This window comes from Mycobacterium sp. OAS707, from assembly GCF_014873705.1.
In the GTDB taxonomy this organism is placed as follows: Bacteria; Actinomycetota; Actinomycetes; order Mycobacteriales; family Mycobacteriaceae; genus Mycobacterium.
In genome coordinates, this window is the sequence record NZ_JADBDS010000001.1 from 773,834 (window position 1) to 798,863 (window position 25,030).

Here is a 25,030-nt window from a genome sequence, read left to right on the forward strand (position 1 = left end):
CGTCGTATGTGACGATTTCGTCAGTACGAGAGGAGACGGCATGAACGACCTGTTCGGCGCCCACAATGAGCTGCACAGCGAGCAGGGCGCACGCAAGGGTGAGCACGCAGGACGGTCAGCCGACCCGGTCATCAAGGTCGCCGACATCGCCTGGTTGGAGTTCGAGAAGCCCGATCTGGTGCGAGCCGAGGCGTTCGCCCACGCCTTCGGTTTCGCCACCGCGCTGCGGACTCAGAACGAGCTACTGCTCCGGGGCAGCGACGCCGGTGCACCGTGCGTGATCGTTCGCCGCGGCCCGGGCACCCGATTCCTCGGCGCCGCCTACCGAGCCCAGGACGAGACCGACCTGCTGCGCCTTGGCGACGCGACCGGAACCCGACCCAAGCCGCTGCCCGACGTCATCGGCGGCCTGACCGTCGATCTGATCGACCCGAGCGGTGTCCCCGTGCATGTGGTCGCGGGCATGCATTCGATGGAATCGCTGCCGGCGCAGGCCCCGCACACCTTCAACTTCGGACACGACCTGCGCCGGGTGAACGCGACTCAGCGCCCGCCGCGCGCACCCACCAAGGTGCAGCGACTCGGGCACCTCGTGCTGCAGACCACCAAATACCTCGAGACGCTGAACTGGTATCTCGACACCCTCGGCATGATCGTCAGCGACTTCCTTTATTACCCCGGCCAGCGGGACCGCGGACCGACGATGAGTTTCATCCGCTGCGACCGCGGAACCGTACCCGCCGATCACCACACGCTGGCGCTGGCGCTCGGGCCGGCCAACCGCTATGTGCATTCGGCCTACCAGGTCTGTGATCTCGACGCACTGGCTGCAGGCGGTGAATACCTCAGGGAGCGCGGCTATTTCCGGTCGTGGGGCATCGGCCGCCACATCGAGGGCAGCCAGCTGTTCGACTACTGGCGCGACCCGGATGGCTTCATGGTCGAGCACTTCGCCGACGGCGACATGTTCGACTCGACATTGGAGCCGGGTTGGGCGCCATTCACCGCCTCCGGCCTGGCGCAGTGGGGCCCGCCTGCAAGCAAGGACTTCCTGGGCACCAACCCGAAAGCCATTCCCCACGAAGTGCGGTCGACGATCACCGCGCTGCGCGAGGACAACGAATTCGATATCAACCGCCTGCTCGGCCTACTGAAAGTTGCGACTTCATGACCGTCTCCGTACTCCGCACCGCCGATGCCTGGTGGGTCCAAACAACCGCCGGCGCAGTCAAAATCGATACCGACGCGATGACGACCGGTGAGCTGTTGTCGGACCGGTCCGCCATCGATGCCGCTTCGCATGGCGCCGTGAGCGTCCCGGTCGAAAGCCTCGACCTCGTCTCCCCCGTGACCGCGCCGTGCCGCGTCGTCGCCCAGATGACGAACTTCGTGTCACACGTCAAGGACGCGGGAATGGACCCAAAGACCATTCCGCTCACGTTCTTTCGCAAGGCGTCGGCATCCATCAGCGGACCGTTCGACGACATCGTCAAGCCGGCACACGTCAAGTTCCTCGACTACGAGGTGGAGATCGGCCTGGTGATCGGCCGGGACGTTCCGGTGGGCACCGAGATCGCCGAGTCGAATCTGGCCGACTACGTCGCGGGTCTGGTTGTGACGAACGATGTTTCGGCCCGCGATATCCAGTTGCCGCAAACACAGTTCTACGAGGCGAAGTCGTACCCGACCTTCACTCCCGTCGGGCCCGCCTTGGTGCTGCTGGACGCCGATGAGCTCAAGCGGTTTGGCGATCTGCGCCTGCAGCTTCGAGTCAGCGGCGAAGTACGACAGAACATGCTAGTCGACGCAGACATGATCTACGGACCGCTGCAGGCGCTGCAATCACTCACCCGATTCCAGAACCTGAACGCCGGCGACCTCATCATGACGGGTACTCCCGTCGGCACCGCGCTCAGCGCCCCGCCCAAGCTCATCCAGACGATCAGTGCCCTGCTGCCGCCTGCGGTCAAGTGGAAGGCGTTCTTTGCCCAACAAGCCAAGAACGACAAGTATCTGCAGCACGGCGACATCGTCGAGCTGTCGGTAGCCACCGACGACGGCGCCATCGATCTCGGCACGCAACGCACCGCGGTGAAATACGCGTGACCGACCTGCTCTGGCCGTCCTACGCCGTCCCGGCCGACATCGTCGCCATCGAATCAATTCCTTTGGCAGACAGAGGCCTTCCGGAGTCGACGTACGCAGCACTGCAGCGTGCAGCCACCCTGTGGCCGCAGCGCATTGCGTTGACGGCTCTGCCCGATGCCAGCCGGTGGGCCGAGCCGGAGTGTCGCACTTTTTCAGAACTGCTCGCCGACGTGCACAAGACCGCGAACCTGCTGCGCGACGTGGGTGTCCGGCGGCACGACGCCGTTGCGATCATCTCCCCCAACTGCGACGAGTTGATCACCGTGACGTTGGCAGCCCAGCTCGCAGGTATCGCCGCACCGATCAACGGCGGGCTGTCGGTCGACCACATCGCCGAACTCGTCACGAGGGCCGGCGCACGCGTGCTGGTTGCCGCCGCACCGGAATTGGACACGGCCAGCTGGGACACGGCCCAGCACCTGATCAATGCAGGCGTGGTGGATACCGTTCTCGCTCTTCGTCCAACCGGCGCAATCACTCCGGCCGACAGCTGCGTGAAATACCTTGGCGATCTCGCCGAAAAGTACGATGGCACAGCGTTTCACGGGCAGCCGCCGGTCGCGCAGGATATCGCTGCGCTATTTCACACCGGTGGAACGACGGGCAAACCGAAAACCGCAGCACACACGCATGCAAATGAAGTCACCGATGCGTGGATGATCGCCGCCAACACGCTGCTCGACGAGAACTCGGTGCTCTTCGCCGGCCTGCCGCTGTTTCACGTCAACGCCTCGGTGGTGACGCTGTTGGCCCCGCTGCTGCGTGGCCAGCAGGCGGTATGGGCCGGACCGCTGGGCTACCGCGACACGGCGCTGTACGCGACCTTCTGGAAGATGGTGCAGCAGTATGGGATCGGCGCGATGAGCGCGGTGCCGACGGTCTACTCCGTCCTGGCGCAGTGTCCGGTTGACGCCGACATCACGAGCCTGCGCTACGCCTTGGTCGGAGCCTCGGCGCTGCCCGCCGCGGTGCGTTCGGACTTCGAATCGCACACCGGGGTCCCCCTTGTCGAGGGGTACGGCCTCACAGAGGCCACCTGCGCCAGTGTCCGCAGCTTCCCATTCCATCCCAGGCCCGGTTCGGTGGGCCAACGACTCCCCTACCAACACGTCAAGACCGTGCGAATCGACGCCGATGGTCGTTGGCACGATCTGCCCGGCGGCGAGGTGGGCAACCTCGTGATCAGCGGACCCACCGTCTTTCCCGGATACGTCACTGCTCGCACCGGCGACTCGTACGTGCTCGACGGCCTGGGGAAACTCAACGACGGCTGGCTCGACACCGGTGACCTCGCATGGGTCGACGCCGAGGGCTTCGTCCACCTCACCGGACGGGCCAAAGACCTCATCATCCGCGGCGGCCACAACATCGACCCGGCAATGATCGAAGACGCGCTGCTCGCCCATCCAGATGTCACCGGCGCTGCAGCTGTCGGCCGACCCGACGCGCACGCCGGTGAGGTACCCGTCGCCTATATCGTCGTGAATCCCACTGCTTCGGTCACCGAGCTGGAGCTGGAGGCCTGGGCCGCAGGACATGTCGCAGAGCGCGCCGCCGCCCCCAAATCGGTGACGATCGTCGACGCGCTGCCTGTCACTGCTGTCGGCAAGCCGTACAAGTTAAGCCTGAGAGCCGACGCGGCCCGCCGCGCTATCCAGGACGCCCTGGCAGGAACCGTCGGTGTGGACCGCGTCGACGCCACCATCGACGACGGATCGATTGTCGTCATGGTCGCTGTCGACGCCGCAACGGATGCCGAAGCCGTCAAAGCCACGCTCGGTCGCTACGCGATCGCCTGGGACATCAAGGAGCGGTCATGACGCTGAAGTCCGTCCCAGTGGTGGTCATCGGCGCCGGCCCTACCGGCGTCACCGTGGCGACTTTGCTTGCCGATTACGGTATTTCGTGCCTGGTTCTCGACCGATGGGAATCGGTCTACCCGCAGCCGCGGGCGGTTCACCTCGATGACGAGATCTACCGCCTCGTCGCGCGACTCGGTGTGTCCGAGCAGTTCGCCGCGATCTCACGACCTGCGCTGGGTCTGCGACTTCTCGACCATGACCACCGGGTGCTGGCCCAATTCGACCGTGACCCGACCGAAAGCATCCACGGCTTCCCCCAGGCCAACATGTTCGACCAGCCCGAACTCGAAGCACTGCTGCGATCCAACTTGACGAAGCGCTCGGCCGCGGAGCTCAGGGGCAACGCGGAAGTCACGGACATCACTCAGCACGAACCCGGTCGGGTACGGGTGACCTACACCGATCGCGTCTCTGGCGACGAGCACATCGTCGACGCAGAGTATGTGCTCGGATGCGACGGCGCCAACAGCGTCGTTCGCGCCTCCATCGGCGCGGTAATGCAGAATCTGCGATTCGAGCAGCGCTGGCTGGTCGCCGACGTGATCACCGATGCAGAGCTGAACCAATGGGACGGCGTACATCAGGTGTGTGATCCCGCCCGCGCCGGGACCTACATGCGGATCGGCCCGAACCGGTACCGCTGGGAGTTTCGCTTGCTCACCGATGAGACGGCCGAAGACTACGGCACACTGGAAGCCCTTCGCGGCCTGATTACCCCGTGGGTCAACGCAATACCCAACGACAGACTCGAGTTGGTGCGGGTGACCGAGTACACCTTCCGTGCACAGATTGCGGACCGATGGCGCGATAGAAACGTCTTTCTGCTTGGCGACGCCGCCCACCTGACACCGCCCTTCATCGGCCAAGGAATGGGAGCAGGACTTCGCGATGCGATGAACCTGGCCTGGAAGCTCGCCGGCGTGCTCAAAGGCGACCTCGGCACGAATGTGCTGGACACCTATGAGCAGGAGCGAAAGCCGCACGCTCGCACGATGATTGGCCTCGCGTTGGGGATGGGTTGGGCGATGACCGCGGGCGGCAGCATCGGAAACGCAGCCCGACGCTTCATCGCCCCGCGTCTGCGCATGGTTCCCGGCCTGCGAGAAAAACTGGTCAACGGCACGACGCCGGCGCTGCACCGATCCGCACTGGTGATCAGGGGCCGCCGTCCGCGTCAGCTGGCCGGGACGCTATGCCCCAATCCGGTTCTGGCCGAAGGCGAAAGCCTGGATGAGGTGTTCGGTAATGGCTTCGCACTCGTCACGACCACGCGGCCGTCGGCATTCCAGTACGAGCTGCTCGAAGAGTACGGTGCCGTTATCCACGTCGTCCAACCCGGCAGTGAACTGGCGCAGTGGCTCCGCCGCGGACACGCGACCGCCGCGGTCATCAGGCCCGATCGAACAGTCATGTACGCGGGACGCAACTTATCGCGACTGTGCGCGACGATGCCCGCGTTTACGCCGGCCGTCCGCAGCAGTCAGGTCTCCCCCGCCACATAGAAAGGCACACGATGGTTGAACCACGCAACGCTGTTCCGCAGTACCGCAGCAACATATACACGACCGACGCGATCATTGACCCGTATCCGCATTACGCGCGGCTGCGGCAGCTCGGGCCGGTGGTATGGATGTCGCGCCATCGCGCATTTGCGCTGCCGAGGTACGCCGAATGCAAAGCGGTGCTGCGCAACGACAAAACGTTCGTCTCAGGGAACGGCGTGGCACTAAACCGCCTCACCAACCGGCTGTCCCGCGGCACCACCCTCAACAGCGACGGCACCGAACACGATGAGCGGCGAAAGCTCGTTGCCCACCGGTTGTTGCCCCGTGCGCTCCGCTCCGTCAGTGACAACATCGAGGAGCAGGCCGCACAGGTGGTCGACACCGCGTTGCGCCAAAGCGAAATCGATGGCGTCGAGGATCTAGCATGTGCGCTGCCGTTGGCGGTCGTCCCTGACCTCGTCGGATGGCCACCCAGCCAGCGTGACAATCTCTTGCCCTGGGGTGCAGCGACATTCGACATTCTCGGCCCGCTCAACAGGCACGCGGTCAGGTCGCTACCGGCCAGTTTGCGAATGCTGAAATTCGCCCGTCGAGTGGTCAGACAACGCAGCCTGATCAAAGGCAGCATCGGCCACGAGGTCCTTCTCGCCGCCGACGACGGCAAGGTTTCACCCGAAGTGTGTGCAGCCCTGATGATCGACTACATCGCACCATCGCTTGACACCACCATCAGCGCCATCTCGCACGCCTTGCACCTCTTCGCCACCCATCCCGAGCAGTGGCAGGTCCTCAGGCAGGATCCCGCGCGAATCCCTAACGCCATCAACGAGATTCTCCGTTATGAATCTCCGCTGCGCGCGTTCTCCCGCCAAGCCAAGGAGACGACAGAGATCGCCGGACACCTGGTTCCAGCCGGAGCACGCGTGCTGGTCATCTATGCTTCGGCGAACCGAGACGAGCTCGAATGGGATGACCCCGACAGCTTCAACATCGAGCGCGACGCCACCCGTCAACTCGGCTTCGGCCACGGCGCCCACGCCTGCGCCGGACAAGGTCTGGCCCGCCTCGAGACGTCCGCGATGCTTCGGGCGCTCGTGGAACGCGTCGACCGAATCGAACTCGCGGGCACGCCCACATGGGCGGTCAACAACATCATCCGCAGACACGAAAGCCTGCCGGTCAAACTCATTCCGGCCTAGGGCTGTATCGGAAGACGCTGGCACTCAGCGGATCTGACTGAGTCCCTTGATGAGCAGATCCAGCCCGAAGGAAAACTCGACGTCCAGCGGCACAGGCATCGCCTCGGCCACAGACAGCGTCGCCGGGAATTGCGACGGGTCGACGTGGTGAAACGCCGCCGCGTCATGCGCCGCATGCGCGTCGGGGTTTCCAGAGAACTGGATGGCGAAGCCGAGCACGTAGCGCGACAGCGTGGCGTAGATGCGGGCGGCAAGGTCAGGGGCGAAGCCGCTGTCGAGGAGCATGGACAGACAGGTTTCGCGGATCGCCATCGCGTTGGGGCCGAATGGAGTCTGATCGAGCATCAGGCGGGTGACACTGGGATGGCGGTTCAGCGCCTCATACATGGTGCGGACGACAGCTTCACACGAGCGCTGCCAGCTCTGCCCGGCCAACTCGGCGGCATCCAGATGCACTTCTCCGTACACGCGGTCCACCACGTGGGCGATCAGTTCTGAGCGGTTGGCGAAATGGCGGTAGAGCGTGGCCGTACCGGAGTTCAGCTGCTGGGCCAGTGTCCGCATCGACAGCGCATCGGCACCCTGGGCGTCGACAAGTTCGAGAGCGGCGTCGACGATCCGGTCCGGCGGCATGGCCGGACGTCCCCGGGAGCGCCGCGTCGACGCTTGCTCCGTGCTGGCCTTGGCGGTGTTCACGCTGCTCAGTATGCCCAGCATTGACAGCGAAAGCAATATCGGCAACACTGTATCCATTATGTCGGTACATTCCACCACGCGGTCGCAGTTCATGGACGTCGACGGCCTGCGTCTGCACTACAAACGTGCCGGGCGCGGTCCTGCACTGCTGCTGCTGCACGGCACCACCTCCTCGCTGGAGCACTTCGACTGCGCCGCGGTACTCCTGCAAAAGTCCTTCGATGTCATCCGTCCAGACCTGCCCGGCTTCGGACTCACAGGGCCGCGGCCGCACGGCGACTACCGAGTGGTGACCTATGCCGCCACCATGGCCCAGTTCATGAAGAAGTTGAACATTCCGCGCTACGCGGCGGCCGGAAACTCGTTGGGCGGCAACGTCGCCTGGAATCTGGCGCTCGATCACCCGGAACGTTTACGTGCGCTCGTCTTGGTCAACGCCACCGGCTACCCGGAGAAGTCGATGCCCGTGGGCATGCGGTTGGCCCGCAATCCCGTTGTGCGGCCGCTCATGCGCGCATGGATGCCGCGACGAATGGTCGAACGCGGCCTACAACAAGCGGTCGGACCGCACTGCACCATCGTCGATGACGCGATGGTCAGCCGGGTACACCACCTGTGGAACCAACCCGGAAACCGTTCGGCGTTCGTCGATTTCGTCAACACCGACCAGCCCGACCGCAGCGCCGAAATCACCCGCATCACGGTGCCGACCCTGGTGCTGCGCAGCGCCGGCATCGACGGCCAACACTTCGCCAGGGACATTCCCGGCAGCCGCGAAGCCATCCACCCCGACAGCGGGCACCTACTGCCCGAAGAAGATCCCGTCTGGTTTGCCGATCAGGTCACCACATTTCTGGACGGCCTCGCTGACAAGGATGTGTCTTGAGGTACTTCACGGTCAGCAGCGAGAACCGCCACCTCGACGACGTCACACGCCGCGAGTTGCGCGGCAGCTTCATCGAACTCAGCGACGGTGTCACGCATTACGAACTGCGCGGTCCCGAGGAAGGTGCGCTCGTCGTTCTCGTACCGGGATTGACCATCCCGCTGTTCTATTGGGACGCCTTCGCCGACGAACTGCACGCCCGCGGCCTGCGCACCCTGGCCTTCAGCGCCTACGGACGCGGCTACTCCGACCGGGTGCCCGGCCGTTACGACGACGCGCTGTTCGGCCGTCAACTGCGCGAAATCATCACCGCACTGGACTTGCCCGCGCGCCACCACGTCGTCGGCACGTCAATGGGCGCCTTGATCGCCATGGGGTATGTGGCGGAGCACTCCGAGTCCGTGGGGACGCTGACATTGGTGGGACCGGCAGGGTTATCGGATGCCACCGCGCGTCAGCAGCGACTGTTGCGCAGCGATGTGGTCGCCAGAGCCGCGGCCAAACTGTTGGGGCGACGCATTCTGTTGGGCCACCTCGGGCACAACGTGGCCGACCCAACGCTGGCACCGCAACTGACGGCGATGATCGCCGACACTTACGTCTATCAGGGATCGATGTTCGCGTTCTTCTCGACGCTGCAGAACTTTCCGCTCTCCGGACGAAAGCCGTTGTACCGCGGTATCGGTGACCGAAAGGTGCCGACAATGCTGATGTGGGGCACCCAGGACAAGGTCACCCCGATTTCGGACATGGACACGGCATGCACGCTGCTGCGCCCCGCCGAAACCCATGTCATCGACTGCGGCCACATGGCGCCCTATGAGCGGCCCATTGAGGTCGCCGAACATCTCGCGGCTTTCGCTGCCGCATACACCGATCGGATCACCCCATGACCACACCCATCCTCGATGTCCTTGTTGTCGGCGCAGGCCCCGTGGGCACCGCGCTGGCCATCGACCTGACGCGACGCGGACTGACCGTGCGCGTAATCGACAAGGCAGATCACGCCTTCGACGGCTCCCGCGCCAAAGGCATTCAACCCCGTACCCTCGAAGTGCTCGAGGATCTCGGCGCCCTCGAGGAGATACTGGCCGGCGGATCGACCTATCCGCTGATGGGCATTCACCTCGGACCTTTCACCGTGCCATGGCGGATGATGCGAAGCCGAAAGGGCGGCGACGACGTGCCGTTCCCAGACACGTGGCTGATTCCGCAGTTCCGTACCGACAGCGCACTGCACAACCGCCTGCGCGCGCTGGGGGGCGCCGTCGAATTCCACTGTGAGATAGCCGAACTGACACAAACACCTGACGCGGTGGTGACCTCGGTGACGACGAGAGACGGGGTCGAGACGATCACCGCTCGCTTCGTCATCGGTGCAGACGGGGGCGGTAGCGTCGTGCGCAAACAGGTCGGCATCGATTTCGTCGGGTCGACCGACGAGGCCGACCGTGTCCTCATCGTCGACGCCGCCGTCGACGGCGGCCTGTCGCGCGACCGCTGGCACGTGTGGCCCGGGCTACGCGGCCGCTTCGTCGGAGCGTGCCCGCTGCCCCACAGTGACCAATTCCAGTGGATGATCCGGCTGGCCCCCGACGAGTCACCGCCAATCGACGAAGCGCAAATCACCGAGGTCATCCGTGCGCGCACCGGCGACAAGCGGCTGGCCGTGCATGACATCGCGTGGAAGTCGGTGTTCCGTCCCAATATTCGGCTGGCGCAGAGCTATCGGCGCGGCCGGGTTTTCCTCGCAGGCGATGCCGCACACGTGCATACCCCCGCGGGCGCCCAGGGGCTGAACACCGGCATCCAGGACGCCTACAACCTCGGCTGGAAACTCGGCCAGGTTCTCGCCGGCGGCCCACCTGAACTGCTCGACACGTACGAGACAGAACGCCAACCCATCGCGGCGGGTGTGCTCGGCCTGTCCACCAAGAAGTACAGCGGGCTGGGAAAAATGGACCCCTCCAGCATTCGGCGGGGCGAGGACGAACAGCAGCTGTCACTGAGCTACCGTGGCGGCCCGCTCGCCGCGGACACCGACGAACGCACCGCGACGCTGCAAGCGGGTGACCGCGCCCCCGATGCGGTGCTGCGTGACGCAGACGGTAAGCCGGTGCGACTGTTCGATGTCTATCGGGGAACGCATTTCACGGCGCTGGCGTACGGCGAACGGGCGGCGCGCGAACTCGCGCAGCTGTCGTGGCCCGCCATCGGCGCCCCGCTCCGGCGAGTCACCATCGGCACTGACACCGCCCTCAGCGAGAAGCTATTGCAAGACCCGGCTGCAACATTCAAGAAAATCTACGGCCTGGACGCCGACACTCTCCTGCTCATCCGGCCCGACGGCTACATCGCAAGCATTGCCACCCGCGACATGCTCACCCGGGCCAGGGCAGCCATCAGCAGACTCGCCCCTCCGGTGCGGATCGTCGCCCCTTCGACGCGGGAGGAATCGCAACCATGACCCGCATCCTGCTGCGCAACGCCACCGTGCTGACAATGGACGACGACATCGGTGATTTCGCGCGCGGCGATGTGCTCGTCGAGGACGCCGTGATCAGCCGCGTCGGGGTCGATCTCACCGCCGACGCTCACGTGCTGGATTGCACTGACAAAATCGTGTTGCCGGGTTTCGTCAATTCTCACCTGCACATGTTTCAGACAGCACTGCGAGGCTACTGGTCTGATGCGCTCGCCGACGACTATTTCGCTCAGTCGCGGACAGGACGCGACGCGATCTTTCACCACTACACCCCAGAGGATGTGTATTGGAGTGAGTTTGTGGGCGCCCTGCAGAACCTCTCCGCCGGAACGACGACCGTAGTTGACACATCGCAGTGCTCCTACACCCCTGCGCACACTGACGCCGCGCTCGACGCCATCCGGCGTTCGGGCATTCGTTGCGTTTTCAGTCTCACCCCGGTTATGGGCCACGATGCGGCGCCGACGTACAACTATCCCAACGATATTCGACGATTGGTCGAGGCGGCAGGCGCCGCTGACACCGGCACGCGCGTGAGTTTGGCCATGGGCTACCTACCCGATGCCACGGACTTTCGAATCGCGCGAGAACTGAATCTTCCCGTGTTCGCACACATCAACAACGAATGGTTCGGTCGCGCGCTGGAAGAACTCGAGAATGAAGGACTGTTGGGTCCGCGCAGCACCTATATCCACTGCATCGGTCTGCACGACTCGACCTGGCAGGCCATTGCGCGCACCGACGGAAAGGTGTCGCTGTCGTGCTTCGTCGAGCACGCCCTCGGCATGGGAACCCCCGCGATACAGTCGGCGATCGACTACAACGTCGCCGCCGGCTTGAGCACCGACGGCGCCAGCTTGGGACCGGTCGACATGTTCTCCCAAATGCGCGCGGCGTTCCAGTCGCAACGCAATGTGAATCCTGATAATCCGAAGCCGGTCACCACCCGCGACATTCTGAGGATGGCGACTCTTGGCGGCGCGCAAGCGGCTCACCTCGACCATCTCGTCGGATCTCTCACACCCGGCAAGATCGCAGACATCGTCGTACTCAACGCCCGTACGCTCAACACCGCCCCGATGTCGCACGCGACCGGTGCTGTAGTCCACCACATGGACACCAGCAACATCGACACCGTCATCGTCGGCGGTGAAATCGTGAAGAGCGATGGACGGCTTCGGGGGGTCGACGTGGACGCCGCCCTCACCGCGCTGTCCAGATCCGCCGAAAGCCTCTTCAGCCGTTCACAATACCCAGACGTTCTGCTGACCTCATGTCGCCACTTCGGCTAACCCTGGGCGATCACCGATTTGCCGAAGCGTTCGATCGTCTCGAGAACATGAGCGAGGCTGTCGCCGGGCAGGCCGACCTGTAACCAGGTAACACCCAGTGCGGCAAGCTTTTCCACACCGCCGAGATAGGCATCGGCATTGAATTCTTCGGCCCCCGGGTTGCCACCCTCGGCATTGGTGAAGCTGATGTCGACGGCATCCGGATTCCGGCCCGCTGCCTCCAGTCGCCGACGTAGGTCGTCGATGCCCGCACCCAAGACCTCGGAGTTCATCTCCGCGGTGCGGGCAGTTTGGGCGAGCATCGCTGGCGCCGGGAACGGGCACCAGCCGTCGCCGTGTGTGGTCACCCGCCGACGCGCGGCCGCGGTGTTGCCACCGATCCAGATCGGCGGATGCGGTCGGCTCACCGGCCGCGGATGGGCGGTGATGCCGGTTGCGGTGAAATGCGTTCCCTCATAAGAGAAGTCATCGGTGGTCCAGATGCCGCGGATCACTTCCAGTGCCTCGTCGAACAGTTGGCCCCGCTCGTCGAAGTCCACGCCCACCGCGGCGAACTCGCGCTTGAGGTAGCCGACGCCGACGCCGAGGACGAACCGGCCATCGGACAGCAGATCCAGTGTCGCGCCGGCCTTGGCCACCACGAACGGATTCCGGTAAGGCAGCACCACGATGTTCGGGATCAGCCGCAGAGTCGTCGTCCTCGCCGCCGCATAGCCCATCGCCACGAACGGGTCCAACGCGTCGTGTCCGCCCGATTCCAGCCACCTCTGGGTGGGCGCCGGATGATCGGTGAACCCGAAGCCATCGAAGCCCGCCGACTCGGCCGCGGCTGCGACGGCCGCGATGCCCGAGCCAGTCACCAACTCCGGGTTGTACGGATGGCTGTGCATCGGGTGAGTGAACGTGAACCGCATGTAGGAGCTCCGCTTCAGAACAATCTTCTCGTTTTCTGAGAATGTCGTTACCATGCGAACGACGGAAAGTACAGAGCTTCAGCGTCAGAAGAGGTCAAGGGCATGAGCGAGGTGGTGCTGGCACCCGGCCGGCACGGCCCGTTTCCCGGCGCTCTCGCACCCGACGCCATCGCCGCCTATGCGGCCGCCACCGGAGATCGAACGGCGGCGGTGCTGGATGGTCGCGCTGTGCCTGCCGTGTTCCCGGCAATCTTGATCTTCGAACCGCAGGAGGCCGCCAGGTCCGACCTCCCTGAAACGGTGTGGCGGCACGTTCGCGGCGGCGTGCACGGTGAGCACGACATCGTGATTCATCGGCCACTGGTCGCCGGTGAGCAACTGGATACGTCGTCATGGATCTCGGCGGTGCGGACGTCGCGCGCGGGCACACAGATCGTCATGCAGTTCGAACAGCTCGACGCGGACGGCGCCGTCGCTGTCGAGCAGTGGTGGACGATGGTGCTGCTCGGCCTGCACGATGTCGCCGACCTCGGCGCGATGCCACCCGACCACCGCTTCCCAGACAATGCACGCGCCAAGCCCGTCGGGTCCGCGAGTCAGTACATCGACAAGGACGTGGCACATCGCTACGCCGAAGTGTCGGGTGACTGGGCGGCGCATCACTTCGACATCGAGGTGGCGCGAGCGGCGGGCTTCGACTCCGTGTTCACGCACGGGCTGTGCACGATGGGTATTGCGACGCACCTGCTACTCGGCCTCGTGGACGCCGACCCGGGCCGGGTCCGACGGGTAGCGGTCCGGTTTGCCTCACCGACGCCGCTGGACTCCGAGCTAGCCGTCAATGCCTTTGGCATCGACGAGAATTCGTTCGCTTTCGAAGCCATCGCCAACGGCACGACCACGATCACCCACGGAAGGCTGGAACTGCGATCATGAGTAAACCGGAGATCGGCGTCTATCTGCCCCAGATGGGCTTTACCTACGAGCAGATCCTGCACCGCGCGCAGCGCTGCGACGAACTCGGCATCGACTCGCTGTGGCTCTACGACCACCTCTACGGACCAGGCGCTCCCGGCTACCCCTCAATGGAAGCCTGGACGCTGGCCACCGCACTGCTCAGCCGTACCGAGCGCATCCAGGTCGGACATATGGTGCTGTGCAACCAATTCCGTCATCCGGCTGTGTTGGCGAAGATGGCCACGACGCTCGATCAGATCTCGGCAGGCCGGCTGCAACTCGGCATCGGCAGCGGTTCGATCGAAGATGAGCATCACCGAGTCGGGCTGGAGTGGGGAACCTTCCGCGAGCGCTCGGAACGACTGGGCGAGACGCTGGAGATTCTGCATCAGGCGTTCACGAATGAGGTAATCGATTTCACGGGCAAGCATTTCACCGTCCGCGACATGCCGATCAAGCCCGGACCCGTGCAGCAGCCGCGACCGCCGATCGTCGTGGGTGGTGTCGGCGAGAAGTACACGCTGCCTCTGGTCGCGCGCTACGCCGATGTGTGGAACATCCCCACCTACGCGCTGGGAGAACTCGACCATAAGGTGTCGGTGCTGCGGTCGATCTGCGAGGAGATCGGCCGCGACCCAACGAGCATCGTCATGTCGGTGGAGGCGGTGATGGCACTGGCCCCAGACGATGCCGCGCTGCCTGCGGTGCGGGAGCTCGCCGAAAAGCGGTTCGGAGTACCGGCATTCGGCCTTGCGGAAGGTGGCCTGGTCGGCACGCCGCCTGCCGTCGTCGATCGTCTGCATGAATTGACAGATCTCGGCTTCGGCCAAATCGTGTTGTTCACCCACGACCGAGGTTCGGACGAAACGCTCGAACTGCTGGCGTCACAGGTGATCGCTCGACTTTAGCTGCCTCAATTTTGCACCGAGGGCTGTGGATATCCGACACGTCACGACCCTCACTGCAAAAACGAGCCTCCTAGGTCTTCGGCGGCGCGTAGCTCGGCCGTCCCAACCCGAGAGCGTGCTGGGCGATCATGTTGCGGAACACCTCCAGGGTGCCGCCATAGATGCCTGTCGGCCCCGCTAGCCGAAGGATGTACTCCGCCGCTTCGTGGGAAACACTCGAAGCCGTGCCGAGGATGTCCATCAACTCCGGTGCCACGTCGCGCATGGTCTGCGCAATCGCTACGCGGCCAAACATATCTGGAGTGCTCGTCGCCGCTTCCATTCGGGCGATGCTGCGGCCAAGGCGATACTTCACCGCGTCGTCATTGCCCGCGCGGGCCGCCACGTTGTCGACGGCCTCGGCCAGTAACAGCAGATGTTCGGACATGGCGGCGAGTTTCTGCAGACCGTCGTCCTCGCGTTCCACCGTGCCGTGCTCGTCGTTGAGTGCATCCCGCAAGACGGCCCACCCACGGTTGACCTCACCGACGCGATACCTGTCCTCGATGCGCACGTCGCTGTAGTAGGTGATGTTGGTGCGATCGCCGTCGACCGTGCGGATCGGTTGGATCTCCACGCCGGGTCTGTCGAGCGGTACCAGAAACATGGTCAGGCTCTGATGTTTCGGAGCATCCGGGTCGGTGTTGGTGATCAGATAGACGTACTGCGCGTTGTGGGCGTTCGACGTGAACATCTTGGAGCCATTGATAACCCAGCCGTCCCCATCGCGCACCGCACGCGTTTTGCACGTCGCGACATCCGATCCGCCCTCGGGTTCGGTGTAGCCGAGGCACAGCCGAAACCGCCCCGACAGCACGTTCGGCATGACCTCCGCCTTGAGTTCGGGCGAACCGAATTGCTCGACCGCCCGCGCGACCATCGCGGTGGTGCCCCAGTGGAACCAGGGCGTGTGCCGGCGGCCGATCTCGAGATTCCAGATCCGCCGTCGCACCCGGCTGAAGCCACCGTCGGCCTCGTCTTTGAAGTCGGCTGCCAGATATCCGGCGTCGCCGAGCGCCAGATGCACACCTTCATCGAAGTTCTCACCCGTCTGGCGGTCCTTGGCGATGACCTCGTCAGTCACGATCCTGCCGAGGAACGCCCGCAGCTCATCGCGAAACGCCCGGTCGTCCTCGGACAGTTCCACGCGCGCGAAGTCCACCCAGACACCGTGACACTTTTACGTCATTCTGTAAAGTAGGGCGGTCAAACAAGCAGAGAGGCACGAAGTTGGGCATCGTCACCACGAGTTCGGAAACCGCGTTCAGCCATGCGCCGGAGACGATCTACGACTTCGTCACAAACCCGGCGAACTGGACGAAGACCTACCCCCACAGCACGCACGTGGGCGGTCTGCCTGAGTCGCTGCCCCTCGTGGTCGGCGACACGTGGACCGAGTCGGGGCCGGACGCCGAACGGATCTTCACATGGCATCTCGCCATCGCGATGCGGCCGACGTTGTGGGTCTTCAATTCGGTCGGCCGCCTCGGTCATGACCGCGACGGCAACGGTGGCATGGAAGGCCGAATCACCGTCCAATACCACTTCACCCAGCCTGGCGAAGACATCACGTTGTTCACCAGGACCATGACGATCGAGGCTTACAAGCACGCTCCGCTGCCGGACGGTTTCTTTCGAACCGTCAACCCCGCCAATATCGACGCCTACCACGCCGCCATTGCGCGCGAACTCGCCGCATGATGCAACGCCCGGCGCAGCGCCGCGCCCTGCAGCTCGAATAGCTGCCTGCTTGTCTCCCCCTCCGGCAGCAGCGAGTCGAAGCCATGGCAGGTGCCGGGAAAGACATGGAGCTCGGTGGCGACGCCGGCCCACATCAGCCGCAGCGCGTAGTCGACGGCCTCATCCCGCAATGGGTCCAGCTCCGAACACGAGATGAATACGCTTGCAACACCAGCCAATTCATCGGCACTGGCCGGAACAGCATCGTCAGGTACCGATTCGCCAGCCGCGTAGTGCTGCCACATCTGCGCCACCGCCTGGCCATCGAATCCCGGCGTGGTGACGAATTCGTCCTTCGACGGCGTCGGGCGATCGTCGAGCACCGGCTGATGCAGCAACTGAAACACGACCGGCGGCGCGGTTCCTTCGGCTGCGCGCTGAGCGAGCAGAGCCGCCAGAGCTGCGCCCGCGCTGCTGCCCCCGACCGCCAGCCGTGCGGGGTCGACACCCAGGTTCGATCCTTCGGCCGCGACCCAGTCCAGCACGGCCGCCGCATCGTCGAGTCCGGCGGGATGCGGATGCTCCGGCGCCAACCGATAGTCGACGGAGATCACCGCGCACGCTGCGCGTCGTGCAAACTCCACGCACTGGTGGTGGTCGGTGTCGAGATTTCCCAGGACGAAAGCCCCTGAGTGGCAATAGATCAACGCCGGCGATGGTGCCGGACTCGCGCGGTAGATCCGTACCGGGATCCCTGCGATTTCCCGGTTCTCGATCTCGACTCCGACCGTGTTGACACCGCGGGCCGCTTCGGCGCGCCGCTGGTTCAGCGAATCACGAACGACGCCGAGCAAGCCAGGCGACAGGTCGGTGCGCGCCGCGGCGAATTGCCGCAGCGCGGGGTCTAGACGGTCGGCGAACATGAGGCGTCGACCTGCTGCATGGACCGCTTCTCGGTTGCGGGATCAAACGTGTAGTCCGCGGGCCTGAATCGACGGGTCATCCCCCAGAACGCTCGCGCGCTGCGGGGCCACTGGGTGACCACTCGACCGTTGGCGGCGCGGAAGTAGTTGCTGCACCGGGTAAGCCACACGGTGCCCTCCATCCATCGGTCAACCTTGGCGATGAAGTCCGCCATGGCTGCGGGCCGCACCGCGACATAGGGTTTTCGCTTGCGCCGCATGTACTTCAGCGCGCGCACGATGTAATGAGCCTGTGCCTCCAGCATGAAGATCACGCTGTTGGAGCCGACGTTGGTGTTGGGCCCGTAGAGCATGAAGAAGTTCGGGAAGCCGGGAACCGCCATGCCCAGATACGCGTAGGCCCCCTCGCTCCACGTCTCCCGCAGCGTCACCCCGCGCTCACCGGTGACATCGATCTGCCCCAGGTAGTCGGCCGCCGCATACCCGGTGGCACACAGCACCACGTCCACTTCGAGTTCGGTGCCGTCCTCGGTGACCAACGACCCGGCGCGCAGCGAACGCGCCGGACTTGAAACCACCTCGACGTGTGGCTGCGTCAACGCCTGCAGATAGTCCGTCGCGAAGACGAGCCTTTTGCAGCCGAACGGATGATCCGGAGTCAGCCTGCGGCGCAGGTCTTCATCGGGCACCGTCGTTTCCAGCACACGCAGCGCGATGTCCTTGAACTCCTGCGTCTTGTCGCTGCCGTTCTCGATCACCGAGATGTTCGACTCGCTGCGCAGCCACAGCCGTGTCCGATAGACCCTCTTGGCGAACGGAATACGACGGAAAAGCCACTTCTCCCGCGCGGTGTAAGGCCGGTCCGGTTTGGGCAGGATCCAGGTCGGCGACCGCTGTACCGAGTACACCTTCTTCGCCACCTTGGCGACCTCCGGAACCAGTTGCGCCGCTGTCGACCCGGTGCCGAGCACGGCCACGCGGGCATCTCGCAGATCGACGGAGTGGTCCCACCGGGCGGTGTGCATCAGCGTGCCGGTGAACCTCTCCTCTTCGAGCAGCTCTGGCAGCACCGGCTGGGTGAACAGGCCGATGGCCGACACCACGACATCGAAGGTGTACTGCTGCCCGGTGCTCGTCGTTAGCTGCCATGCCGCACCATCCCAGTGGGCCGCAGTGATTTCGGTGTTCAGTTTCAGGTTCGGTGCGAGTTCATAGCGCCGCGCACACTCTTCGAAATACTCCAGAATCTCGGCCTGCCCCGACCACATTCGCGACCAGTTCGCGTTGAGCTCAAACGAGTACGAATACAAGTGTGACTTCACATCGCAGGCCAGGCCCGGATAGGTGTTGATCCGCCACGTTCCGCCGACACCGTCTTCGCGGTCGAAGATCGTGAAGTCCGAAAAGCCGGCCTTGCGCAGGAAGATTCCCAGCGCGAGCCCGCCAGGACCTGCGCCGATGATGCCGACCGACAGGTTCATCCCATTCGCAGACATTGACCTCCGTCCACGACGACTTCGGCCCCTGTCATGAATGATGCCTGGTCAGACACCAGGAACGCGACCACATCCGCGACCTCTGCGGGTTCACCGAGTCTGCCGAACGTGGCGGACAGCCTGTGCTGTGTCGCATCGTCGAGCATCGGCGTCGAGATCGGCCCTGGAAACACAGCATTCACCCGGATTCCGGCTGGCGCCAATTCCGCTGCGGCAGCTTGGGTTAGGCCCCGCAGCGCCCATTTCGACGAGCCGTACGCCGCGTGGTACGGAAACGGGCGGATGGCGCTGGTGCTGCAGGTGTTGACGATCGACGCGCCGGCGGCTTCTCGCAGGTGTGGCAACGCCGCCTGAATGCCGAGGAACGGGCCGAGGCAGTTGACCCGCCAGCTGCCCTCGAAGCCGGCTGCCGTTTCGTCGGACAGCGAAGCCCGGTGCAGGACACCGGCGTTGTTGACCAGCGTGGTCAACGTGCCGAACCGCTCGACGGTCGTCGCGACGGCGGCGGCCCACTGGTCCTCGTGGGTCACGTCCAGCGATATCGGGATCACGTCGCCGTCGTCCTGCAAGTCGGCGGGCAGCAGATCGCAGGCCGCGACGCGGAATCCGTCTTTGCGCAACCGCTCGACGATCGCCGCGCCTTGACCGCGCGCGGCGCCGGTGACGAGCGCGACCCGATCCGCTGTCATGGCGCATTCCGCCCTTTGGCTTCGTTGAGATGGTCGGCGGCTCCCCGCCTCAGTGCCTGGGACTCTGAGGCGAGCGTGATCATCTGAAAACCCGTCTCCGCCATGGCTTTACCGCGGATTCCAGTGCTCGCGTGGACTGCGGACACCAGTCCCGCAGCCGACGCCGTCTTGTGGACGCGGGCCATCGCATCGCGAACGTCGGCCTGTGTCCATGCTTCGGCAGGCCCGTATCCGAGCGAGATCGCGAGGTCTGCGGGCCCGACGTAGACGCCCGTCAGTCCCGGCACCGCGCAGATCTCGTCAACTGCCGTCAGTCCCCGTGCGGTTTCGATCATCGCGAATACGCTGACGCGCGCCTCGAGCGCAGCGGGATCGAGTCCGAGGCCGGCCCGCAGCGGGCCGTAGCTGCGCACGCCGTCAGGCGCATAGCGCGTCGCAGCGACGGCGGCGGCAGCCTGCTCGGCCGACTCGATCATCGCGATGATCACGGCGTCGGCGCCTGCGTCGAGCACCCGACCGATCGGGGCAGGATCGGTCGACGGCAGTCGCACCGCGGTGGCGATGGGGACGTGCTCGAGTCGACGCAGCAGCAGTGCGACGTCGGCGTCGTCGAGATAGCCGTGCTGTAAATCGAATCCGACATAGTCGTACCCCGCGGCGGCGAACTCCTCGGGGCCGATGATGGTCGGGCCGACTACCCATCCGCCCCACACCTGCGCCTTGGTGGCCAGCGCGTCCTGCAGCCTCGATGTCATCCGACGATCGCTATCTTGATGCGCTCCGGCGTCGGGCGGCATGCCAGTTCGAACGCGGCCTGCACCTCGTCGACACCGAAGGTGTGGGTGACATACGCGCCGAGCAACTCGGGATGCCTGCGCGCGAATTCGTTGGCGGAGCACAGCACGCGTCGGCGGTCCAGTGTCACACCCGATTTGAGAGTCAGGTTGTTGCGCAGCATCGTCCGCATGCTGATCGGATAGCTGTCGTCGTCCGGGACGCCGAAATAGAAGACCGTGCCACCGAACGCGGCCGCTTCGATCGCGTGGCCGAGCGTCGCGACCTGGTGGCCGACGGCCTCCACGACGATGTCGGGCTTGTCGCTGGGATCCAGGTGGCTGATCCACCGGTCGCTGGTGGCGCGGACGATGGTGTCGACGCCGAACTCCTTGCCGATACCGTCGCGGTCGATCGGATCGACACCGGTCACCTGCCGGGCGCCGAAAGCCTTTGCCGCATAGGAGAACAGCAGGCCGATGGAGCCCTGCCCGATGACGGCGACATGGCTTCCCTTGAGGTTGGGAATCTGTTCGAGCGCGTACAGCACGCACGCCAACGGTTGCAGCGCCACCGCGTGCTGCGGCGTGAGCCCGGGATCGAACGGGGCCAGGCCGTCGCCGTCGGCTACCACGTGTTCCATCAGTCCGTCGAAGCCGGACGCCCAGCCGACGACACGATCGCCGACACCATGGCTTCGATGCCGACTGGCGATCACCTCACCGACCACCTCGTGGATCGGGAAGCCGTCCATCTCGGCGGCGCTGAGCCCGGTGTCGCCGGGCAGCTTGCCCTTGGTGCCGCGGAAGCCGGGCAAGTCGCTGCCGCACACCCCTGCGGCGAGGAAACGCAACAGCACCTGCCGGTCGCCGAGGTCTTCCGGCGTCTTCGCCGGAATATCCACTCGCTCAAAGGTGTACGGGGCGACCAGCCGATAGGCCCACATCGTCAGACCTCCACCGGGATGGTGTTCCAACCCCACTGGAAACTTGACGGCGGTCGCGATGCGGAGTCACCGTCGATCCGCCACTCGTCGACCCGCTTGAGCCACTCGGTCACCATGATTGCGATCTCCAGGCGCGCGAGATGGACGCCGAGGCAAAAGTGCTGCCCGCGGCCGAACGCCAGCAGTCGCTCGATGGGCCGATTCCAGACGAAGTCGTCGGGTTCGGTGTACTCGCGCTCGTCACGGTTGGCCGACGCGAGCAGCGTGATGATCCGCTGGCCCGGCTCGATTGTGGTGCCGTGGATGGTGAAGGGCCTGCGAAGGGTCCGCGCGAACCACTGTGCAGGTGCGCAGTACCGGATCATCTCTTCCCGGGCCGCGGGTACGTTGGCGTGCAGGTCTGCGCGCACGGCGGCCATCTGGTCGGGCCGCAGGCCCAGTTCCCATAGCCCGTGCGCGACGATCTTCGGCACCGTTTCGGTGCCGCCGATGAAGATGCCAAGCAGTTGAGTGGCGGCCTCGATGTCGCTGAACCCGGAGCCGTCGGGCAACCGGTAGCCGATCAGGTTGTCGACAATCGTCTGGGCGCCGTCGGCCGCGTCAGCGCGTCGCTGTTCAACGAGCGGCACCAGATACGAGAGGTAGCCGGGCCGGGCGTTGGCGACCTCCACTCCGCTGCCGGGTTGCGCGAGGCTGCCCGCGTTGACCGTCGCCAGCACCTCGGCTGCGAGATCGACAGGCAGACCAAGCAGTTCGCACACCACGGATGCGGCGACGATTCCGCCGTACTCCTGCGTCAGGTCGAAGCTACCGCGCGGCAAGAGCTCGTCGAGGCGTTCGTTGGCAAGGGTGCGAATCCGGTCAGCGAGCTGCGACACCGACTTCGGCCGGAACGGGCCCGAGGTGCACCGCCGCACGCCGTCATAGATCGGGGCATCGAAGTTGGCGTGGAAGGGCATCGGGTGCAGCGGCGGATCGGGTACAGGCCCGTCATTTCGCTGTGCCAAAACGGTTGCGGCCGGCAGCGTTCCCTCTGAGGCGACGAAGGTGCCGTCGTTGATCTCGAGCACATCCCAGATGTCTGTAAACCGCGAAAGTGCATAAGTGTCCCACTTTTCGATGTAGTACACGGGATGCTCGTCGCGCAGAAATCGGTAGTACGGCAGCGGGTCGGCCATCACTGCCGGATCGAACGGATCGTATGAAAATTCCTGCATCAGTGGCGAATTCATTGCAGCGGTGACGGAGGTAGGGCCTGCAAGATCGAATCCTCCCAGCCGTCACGCAGCGCGGGCGCGACGCTCATCCACGTCACGATCTCGGCGGGCGGGCTGTCCTTCCACGACGGGTAATGGTTGGCGAAGCAGTCCCAGTCACCGTCGAGCGCCCAATAGTGGATCACCTCGTTGAACCGGAAGGTGGTGATGAACGAGCCAAGCCAACGCTTTCCGGTGCGCTCCGACCACGGGACGTACAGCCGTTCCAGTTCACGGATGTAGTCGTCCTGCCGGCCCGGCTTGGTCTGCATGATCTCCTGGATCACCAGTCCGGCCGCGAAATTGGACTCCTTGAGTTCAGCGAGCGGCTTGTTGCTCGCACCGGCGTACATGATCCGCCCCTCCCCCGCGGCACCGATCTCGGAAAGGAACGCCGCCCACTTCGCCGCGGACGCTTCGTGGCTGCCACCGCGCGCCTGCGCCTTGCCGATGCGCGAATAGTCGGCGAACGCGTCGATCTCCCACATGATCGTCACCTGCGGCCAATGCCCGTTGTAGGTCGTCGTCTCCCACATCGCGAACAGCCGTGCGCCAAGCTCTTCCATCATCGGGTGGTACACGTCGCTGAACATTTGAGTGAATATCTCGCTGCCCGATGATCCCAGGTCGATCGTCTCGTGCAGGTACAGAAGTGTGTGGCCGTGGTAGCGCTTCATGCTCACCAAAGATCGCAAGTGGTTGACAGTGGCACCCAGCGAGCGTGACACTTACGGCGTGATTTGTAAAGGTGCGACGCTGACGCCGCTGGCCGATGGTTTCTGCTTCGGGGAGGGAGCCAGGTGGTTCGAGGGGCTGCTGTGGTTCTCCGACATGCTCGGCGAGGCGGTGCACACCGTCAACCTGCATGGGGACATGACCAAGCTGCCGCTGCCGGGCCATGCCCCGTCGGGCCTCGGGTTTCGGCAGGACGGGTCGCTGCTGATCGCGTCGACCGAGAAGCGCCAAGTGCTGCGCTACGACGGCGACGCCGTCTCGACCGTCGTCGACCTCTCCGACATCGTGCCCGCGAACCTCGGCGACATGGTGATCGACGGCGTCGGGCGCGCGTACGTCGGATCGCAGGCCCGCGAGGGCGGCATCATTGTGCGCGTGGATCACGATGACACCCCGACCGTCGTCGCGACCGACCTCGACTTTCCGAACGGCATGGTCATCACACCCGACGGCGACACGTTGATCGTCGCGGAGTCGATCGGCAGGCGGCTGACGGCATACACAATCGGAGCCGACGGCTCACTGTCGGATCGACGAATCTTCGCCGAAGGACTCGACGGGCCGCCCGACGGCCTCTGCCTCGACGCACAAGGCGGAATCTGGACGTCGATGACCTTGGCCAACCGGTTCGACCGGATTGTGCAGGGCGGCAATGTCACCGACCGCATCGACATCGGCGACCGCACCGCAATCGCCTGCATGCTCGGCGGACCCGAACGCCGCACTCTGTTCATGCTGTCGAGCACAAGCGCCTATCCGGACCGACTGGTCGGCACGAAACTCGCGCGCCTGGACGCGACCATCGTCGACGTCCCAGGGGCCGGCCGGCCGTGAGCGACTCGTACTACGAATCGGTCGACGCAGAAGACGAACTCGGCGAAAAGTTCATAGCAACGGACATGGTGCGCAGCACATGGTCGGCCGCGATTCAGCATGCGGCGCCCGTATCCGCCTTGCTGGTACGGGGATTGGAGCGCTGCGAGCGCCGTGACGACACCCGGCTGAGCCGCGTGATGGTCGACCTGTTGGGGCCGGTGCCCGCCGAAGGTGACCTGTGGGTGCGTGCGCAACGCGAACGCTCCGGCAAGCAAATCGAATTGGTGACCGCAGAGATGCTGGCCCCGGGCCCCGACGGTGCACCGCGACCGGTTGCGCGAGCCAGCGGATGGCGGTTGCAGACATTGGACACCGCCGAGGTCGTCCACACATCAGCGCTGCCGCTGCGTCCGGTGGCCGAGGCGCGCGGTCGCGACATGAAGAAGGACTGGGATCCGAACTACGTGCACAGCCTGGATTGGCGTTGGCTGACCAAGCCCCTGAGCGAAGGGCCTGGCGAATCGTGGATCAGGCCCGAGGTCGATCTGGTCAAGGGCGAGAGCATGACTGCGCTGGAGCGACTGTTCGCAGTCGCCGACGACGCCAACGGCATCGGCGCGAAACTGGACATCCGCCGATGGACGTTCCTCAACACGGATCTCGTCGTGCATATCCACCGGGTACCCGACGGTGAGTGGATCGGTATTCGCGCGGAAACGAACTACGGGCCTGACGGTATCGGCACGACGATCGGCACGCTGTTCGACGAAAGCGGGCCCGTCGGCGGTATCCAGCAGTCGGTGCTGGTTCGGCGGCGATCCTAG

The 25,030-nt window shown here is 64.8% G+C and carries 24 protein-coding genes; 14 read left to right on the plus strand and 10 right to left on the minus strand.

Going from position 1 to position 25,030, the window contains the following annotated elements; all coding sequences use genetic code 11:
- Positions 1–40: 40 nt before the first annotated feature.
- Genes GGC64_RS03795 through GGC64_RS03815 form a run of 5 tightly spaced genes read left to right on the plus strand, consistent with a single transcriptional unit; the run spans position 41 to position 6,714 of the window.
- A complete protein-coding gene (locus GGC64_RS03795) occupies positions 41–1,171 on the plus strand; it encodes a VOC family protein (RefSeq protein WP_192721106.1) in 1,131 nt (376 codons plus the stop codon).
- A complete protein-coding gene (locus GGC64_RS03800) occupies positions 1,168–2,106 on the plus strand; it encodes a fumarylacetoacetate hydrolase family protein (protein ID WP_192721107.1) in 939 nt (312 codons plus the stop codon). The genes GGC64_RS03795 and GGC64_RS03800 overlap by 4 nt, the downstream gene beginning before the upstream one ends.
- Positions 2,097–3,968: an acyl-CoA synthetase gene (locus GGC64_RS03805; protein WP_192722385.1), complete on the plus strand. Its 1,872-nt coding sequence runs from the start codon at positions 2,097–2,099 to the stop codon at positions 3,966–3,968. Before GGC64_RS03800 ends, GGC64_RS03805 begins: the two co-directional genes overlap by 10 nt.
- The gene (locus GGC64_RS03810; RefSeq protein WP_192721108.1) at positions 3,965–5,512 is read left to right on the plus strand and encodes a bifunctional 3-(3-hydroxy-phenyl)propionate/3-hydroxycinnamic acid hydroxylase; all 1,548 of its coding nucleotides are present in this window, start codon (positions 3,965–3,967) and stop codon (positions 5,510–5,512) included. The genes GGC64_RS03805 and GGC64_RS03810 overlap by 4 nt, the downstream gene beginning before the upstream one ends.
- A gap of 11 nt (positions 5,513–5,523) precedes the next feature.
- A complete protein-coding gene (locus tag GGC64_RS03815) occupies positions 5,524–6,714 on the plus strand; it encodes a cytochrome P450 (protein ID WP_192721109.1) in 1,191 nt (396 codons plus the stop codon).
- A 24-nt stretch (positions 6,715–6,738) separates the two neighbouring features.
- Here the strand turns inward: GGC64_RS03815 and GGC64_RS03820 are convergent, their stop codons facing one another.
- Positions 6,739–7,347: a TetR/AcrR family transcriptional regulator gene (locus GGC64_RS03820; RefSeq protein ID WP_192722386.1), complete on the minus strand. Its 609-nt coding sequence runs from the start codon at positions 7,345–7,347 to the stop codon at positions 6,739–6,741.
- Between the two features lie 121 nt (positions 7,348–7,468).
- Here GGC64_RS03820 and GGC64_RS03825 point away from each other — a divergent pair, with 121 nt between their 5' ends.
- From GGC64_RS03825 to GGC64_RS03840, 4 genes are read left to right on the plus strand one after another with little or no spacing between them, the layout of a single operon-like run.
- Positions 7,469–8,296 carry an alpha/beta fold hydrolase gene (locus tag GGC64_RS03825; RefSeq protein WP_192721110.1) on the plus strand — a complete coding sequence of 276 codons (828 nt, stop codon included), beginning with the start codon at positions 7,469–7,471 and terminating at the stop codon, positions 8,294–8,296.
- Positions 8,293–9,189, plus strand: coding sequence for an alpha/beta fold hydrolase (locus tag GGC64_RS03830; protein WP_192721111.1), 897 nt, complete (start codon positions 8,293–8,295; stop codon positions 9,187–9,189). The genes GGC64_RS03825 and GGC64_RS03830 overlap by 4 nt, the downstream gene beginning before the upstream one ends.
- On the plus strand, positions 9,186–10,763 hold the full coding sequence (locus tag GGC64_RS03835) for an FAD-dependent oxidoreductase (RefSeq protein WP_192721112.1): 1,578 nt from the start codon (positions 9,186–9,188) through the stop codon (positions 10,761–10,763). The genes GGC64_RS03830 and GGC64_RS03835 overlap by 4 nt, the downstream gene beginning before the upstream one ends.
- Positions 10,760–12,073, plus strand: a complete 1,314-nt coding sequence (locus tag GGC64_RS03840) for an amidohydrolase family protein (protein ID WP_192721113.1) — start codon at positions 10,760–10,762, stop codon at positions 12,071–12,073. Before GGC64_RS03835 ends, GGC64_RS03840 begins: the two co-directional genes overlap by 4 nt.
- Here GGC64_RS03840 and GGC64_RS03845 read toward each other — a convergent pair.
- The gene (locus GGC64_RS03845) at positions 12,070–12,987 is read right to left on the minus strand and encodes an LLM class F420-dependent oxidoreductase (protein WP_192721114.1); all 918 of its coding nucleotides are present in this window, start codon (positions 12,985–12,987) and stop codon (positions 12,070–12,072) included. The two genes, GGC64_RS03840 and GGC64_RS03845, sit on opposite strands and share 4 nt — an antisense overlap.
- A 102-nt stretch (positions 12,988–13,089) precedes the next feature.
- Here GGC64_RS03845 and GGC64_RS03850 point away from each other — a divergent pair, with 102 nt between their 5' ends.
- Together GGC64_RS03850 and GGC64_RS03855 are read left to right on the plus strand one after the other, a co-directional pair.
- Positions 13,090–13,923, plus strand: coding sequence for a MaoC/PaaZ C-terminal domain-containing protein (locus GGC64_RS03850; protein ID WP_192721115.1), 834 nt, complete (start codon positions 13,090–13,092; stop codon positions 13,921–13,923).
- Positions 13,920–14,852: an LLM class flavin-dependent oxidoreductase gene (locus tag GGC64_RS03855; protein ID WP_192721116.1), complete on the plus strand. Its 933-nt coding sequence runs from the start codon at positions 13,920–13,922 to the stop codon at positions 14,850–14,852. Before GGC64_RS03850 ends, GGC64_RS03855 begins: the two co-directional genes overlap by 4 nt.
- 70 nt (positions 14,853–14,922) lie before the next feature.
- On the opposite strand, the gene GGC64_RS03860 is transcribed toward GGC64_RS03855, so the two are convergent.
- Positions 14,923–16,053, minus strand: a complete 1,131-nt coding sequence (locus GGC64_RS03860; RefSeq protein ID WP_192721117.1) for an acyl-CoA dehydrogenase family protein — start codon at positions 16,051–16,053, stop codon at positions 14,923–14,925.
- A gap of 68 nt (positions 16,054–16,121) precedes the next feature.
- On the opposite strand from GGC64_RS03860, the gene GGC64_RS03865 reads away from it, so the two are divergent.
- Entirely contained in the window at positions 16,122–16,592 is a 471-nt protein-coding gene (locus tag GGC64_RS03865; RefSeq protein ID WP_192721118.1) for an SRPBCC family protein, read from the plus strand.
- Here the strand turns inward: GGC64_RS03865 and GGC64_RS03870 are convergent.
- Genes GGC64_RS03870 through GGC64_RS03900 form a run of 7 tightly spaced genes read right to left on the minus strand, consistent with a single transcriptional unit; the run spans position 16,556 to position 23,332 of the window.
- Complete coding sequence (locus tag GGC64_RS03870) at positions 16,556–17,494, minus strand: alpha/beta hydrolase (protein ID WP_192721119.1); 939 nt, start codon at positions 17,492–17,494, stop codon at positions 16,556–16,558. The genes GGC64_RS03865 and GGC64_RS03870 overlap by 37 nt on opposite strands.
- Positions 17,476–18,990, minus strand: a complete 1,515-nt coding sequence (locus GGC64_RS03875; RefSeq protein ID WP_192721120.1) for an NAD(P)/FAD-dependent oxidoreductase — start codon at positions 18,988–18,990, stop codon at positions 17,476–17,478. Before GGC64_RS03875 ends, GGC64_RS03870 begins: the two co-directional genes overlap by 19 nt.
- Entirely contained in the window at positions 18,972–19,679 is a 708-nt protein-coding gene (locus tag GGC64_RS03880; protein ID WP_192721121.1) for an SDR family NAD(P)-dependent oxidoreductase, read from the minus strand. The genes GGC64_RS03875 and GGC64_RS03880 overlap by 19 nt, the downstream gene beginning before the upstream one ends.
- On the minus strand, positions 19,676–20,434 hold the full coding sequence (locus GGC64_RS03885) for an HpcH/HpaI aldolase/citrate lyase family protein (protein ID WP_192721122.1): 759 nt from the start codon (positions 20,432–20,434) through the stop codon (positions 19,676–19,678). Before GGC64_RS03885 ends, GGC64_RS03880 begins: the two co-directional genes overlap by 4 nt.
- Entirely contained in the window at positions 20,431–21,399 is a 969-nt protein-coding gene (locus GGC64_RS03890) for a zinc-binding dehydrogenase (protein WP_192721123.1), read from the minus strand. Before GGC64_RS03890 ends, GGC64_RS03885 begins: the two co-directional genes overlap by 4 nt.
- A gap of 2 nt (positions 21,400–21,401) precedes the next feature.
- Complete coding sequence (locus GGC64_RS03895) at positions 21,402–22,631, minus strand: cytochrome P450 (protein ID WP_192721124.1); 1,230 nt, start codon at positions 22,629–22,631, stop codon at positions 21,402–21,404.
- Positions 22,628–23,332: an NIPSNAP family protein gene (locus tag GGC64_RS03900; protein WP_192721125.1), complete on the minus strand. Its 705-nt coding sequence runs from the start codon at positions 23,330–23,332 to the stop codon at positions 22,628–22,630. The genes GGC64_RS03895 and GGC64_RS03900 overlap by 4 nt, the downstream gene beginning before the upstream one ends.
- Here GGC64_RS03900 and GGC64_RS03905 point away from each other — a divergent pair.
- Both GGC64_RS03905 and GGC64_RS03910 read left to right on the plus strand, forming a co-directional pair.
- Positions 23,331–24,224, plus strand: a complete 894-nt coding sequence (locus GGC64_RS03905; protein ID WP_192721126.1) for an SMP-30/gluconolactonase/LRE family protein — start codon at positions 23,331–23,333, stop codon at positions 24,222–24,224. The genes GGC64_RS03900 and GGC64_RS03905 overlap by 2 nt on opposite strands.
- Positions 24,221–25,030, plus strand: coding sequence for a thioesterase family protein (locus GGC64_RS03910; protein WP_192721127.1), 810 nt, complete (start codon positions 24,221–24,223; stop codon positions 25,028–25,030). Before GGC64_RS03905 ends, GGC64_RS03910 begins: the two co-directional genes overlap by 4 nt.

What these genes read in the sequence shown, in the direction of transcription:
- GGC64_RS03850 (WP_192721115.1), top strand. Translation starts at nt 13,090, where the DNA reads ATGAGCGAGGTGGTGCTGGCACCCGGCCGGCACGGCCCGTTTCCCGGC.
- GGC64_RS03890 (WP_192721123.1), bottom strand. Translation starts at nt 21,399, where the DNA reads ATGTGGGCCTATCGGCTGGTCGCCCCGTACACCTTTGAGCGAGTGGAT.
- GGC64_RS03840 (WP_192721113.1), top strand. Translation starts at nt 10,760, where the DNA reads ATGACCCGCATCCTGCTGCGCAACGCCACCGTGCTGACAATGGACGAC.
- GGC64_RS03880 (WP_192721121.1), bottom strand. Translation starts at nt 19,679, where the DNA reads ATGACAGCGGATCGGGTCGCGCTCGTCACCGGCGCCGCGCGCGGTCAA.
- GGC64_RS03855 (WP_192721116.1), top strand. Translation starts at nt 13,920, where the DNA reads ATGAGTAAACCGGAGATCGGCGTCTATCTGCCCCAGATGGGCTTTACC.
- GGC64_RS03820 (WP_192722386.1), bottom strand. Translation starts at nt 7,347, where the DNA reads ATGCCGCCGGACCGGATCGTCGACGCCGCTCTCGAACTTGTCGACGCC.
- GGC64_RS03800 (WP_192721107.1), top strand. Translation starts at nt 1,168, where the DNA reads ATGACCGTCTCCGTACTCCGCACCGCCGATGCCTGGTGGGTCCAAACA.
- GGC64_RS03900 (WP_192721125.1), bottom strand. Translation starts at nt 23,332, where the DNA reads ATGAAGCGCTACCACGGCCACACACTTCTGTACCTGCACGAGACGATC.
- GGC64_RS03875 (WP_192721120.1), bottom strand. Translation starts at nt 18,990, where the DNA reads ATGTCTGCGAATGGGATGAACCTGTCGGTCGGCATCATCGGCGCAGGT.
- GGC64_RS03870 (WP_192721119.1), bottom strand. Translation starts at nt 17,494, where the DNA reads ATGTTCGCCGACCGTCTAGACCCCGCGCTGCGGCAATTCGCCGCGGCG.
- GGC64_RS03845 (WP_192721114.1), bottom strand. Translation starts at nt 12,987, where the DNA reads ATGCGGTTCACGTTCACTCACCCGATGCACAGCCATCCGTACAACCCG.
- GGC64_RS03835 (WP_192721112.1), top strand. Translation starts at nt 9,186, where the DNA reads ATGACCACACCCATCCTCGATGTCCTTGTTGTCGGCGCAGGCCCCGTG.
- GGC64_RS03825 (WP_192721110.1), top strand. Translation starts at nt 7,469, where the DNA reads ATGTCGGTACATTCCACCACGCGGTCGCAGTTCATGGACGTCGACGGC.
- GGC64_RS03905 (WP_192721126.1), top strand. Translation starts at nt 23,331, where the DNA reads ATGCTCACCAAAGATCGCAAGTGGTTGACAGTGGCACCCAGCGAGCGT.
- GGC64_RS03815 (WP_192721109.1), top strand. Translation starts at nt 5,524, where the DNA reads ATGGTTGAACCACGCAACGCTGTTCCGCAGTACCGCAGCAACATATAC.
- GGC64_RS03885 (WP_192721122.1), bottom strand. Translation starts at nt 20,434, where the DNA reads ATGACATCGAGGCTGCAGGACGCGCTGGCCACCAAGGCGCAGGTGTGG.
- GGC64_RS03795 (WP_192721106.1), top strand. Translation starts at nt 41, where the DNA reads ATGAACGACCTGTTCGGCGCCCACAATGAGCTGCACAGCGAGCAGGGC.
- GGC64_RS03895 (WP_192721124.1), bottom strand. Translation starts at nt 22,631, where the DNA reads ATGAATTCGCCACTGATGCAGGAATTTTCATACGATCCGTTCGATCCG.
- GGC64_RS03810 (WP_192721108.1), top strand. Translation starts at nt 3,965, where the DNA reads ATGACGCTGAAGTCCGTCCCAGTGGTGGTCATCGGCGCCGGCCCTACC.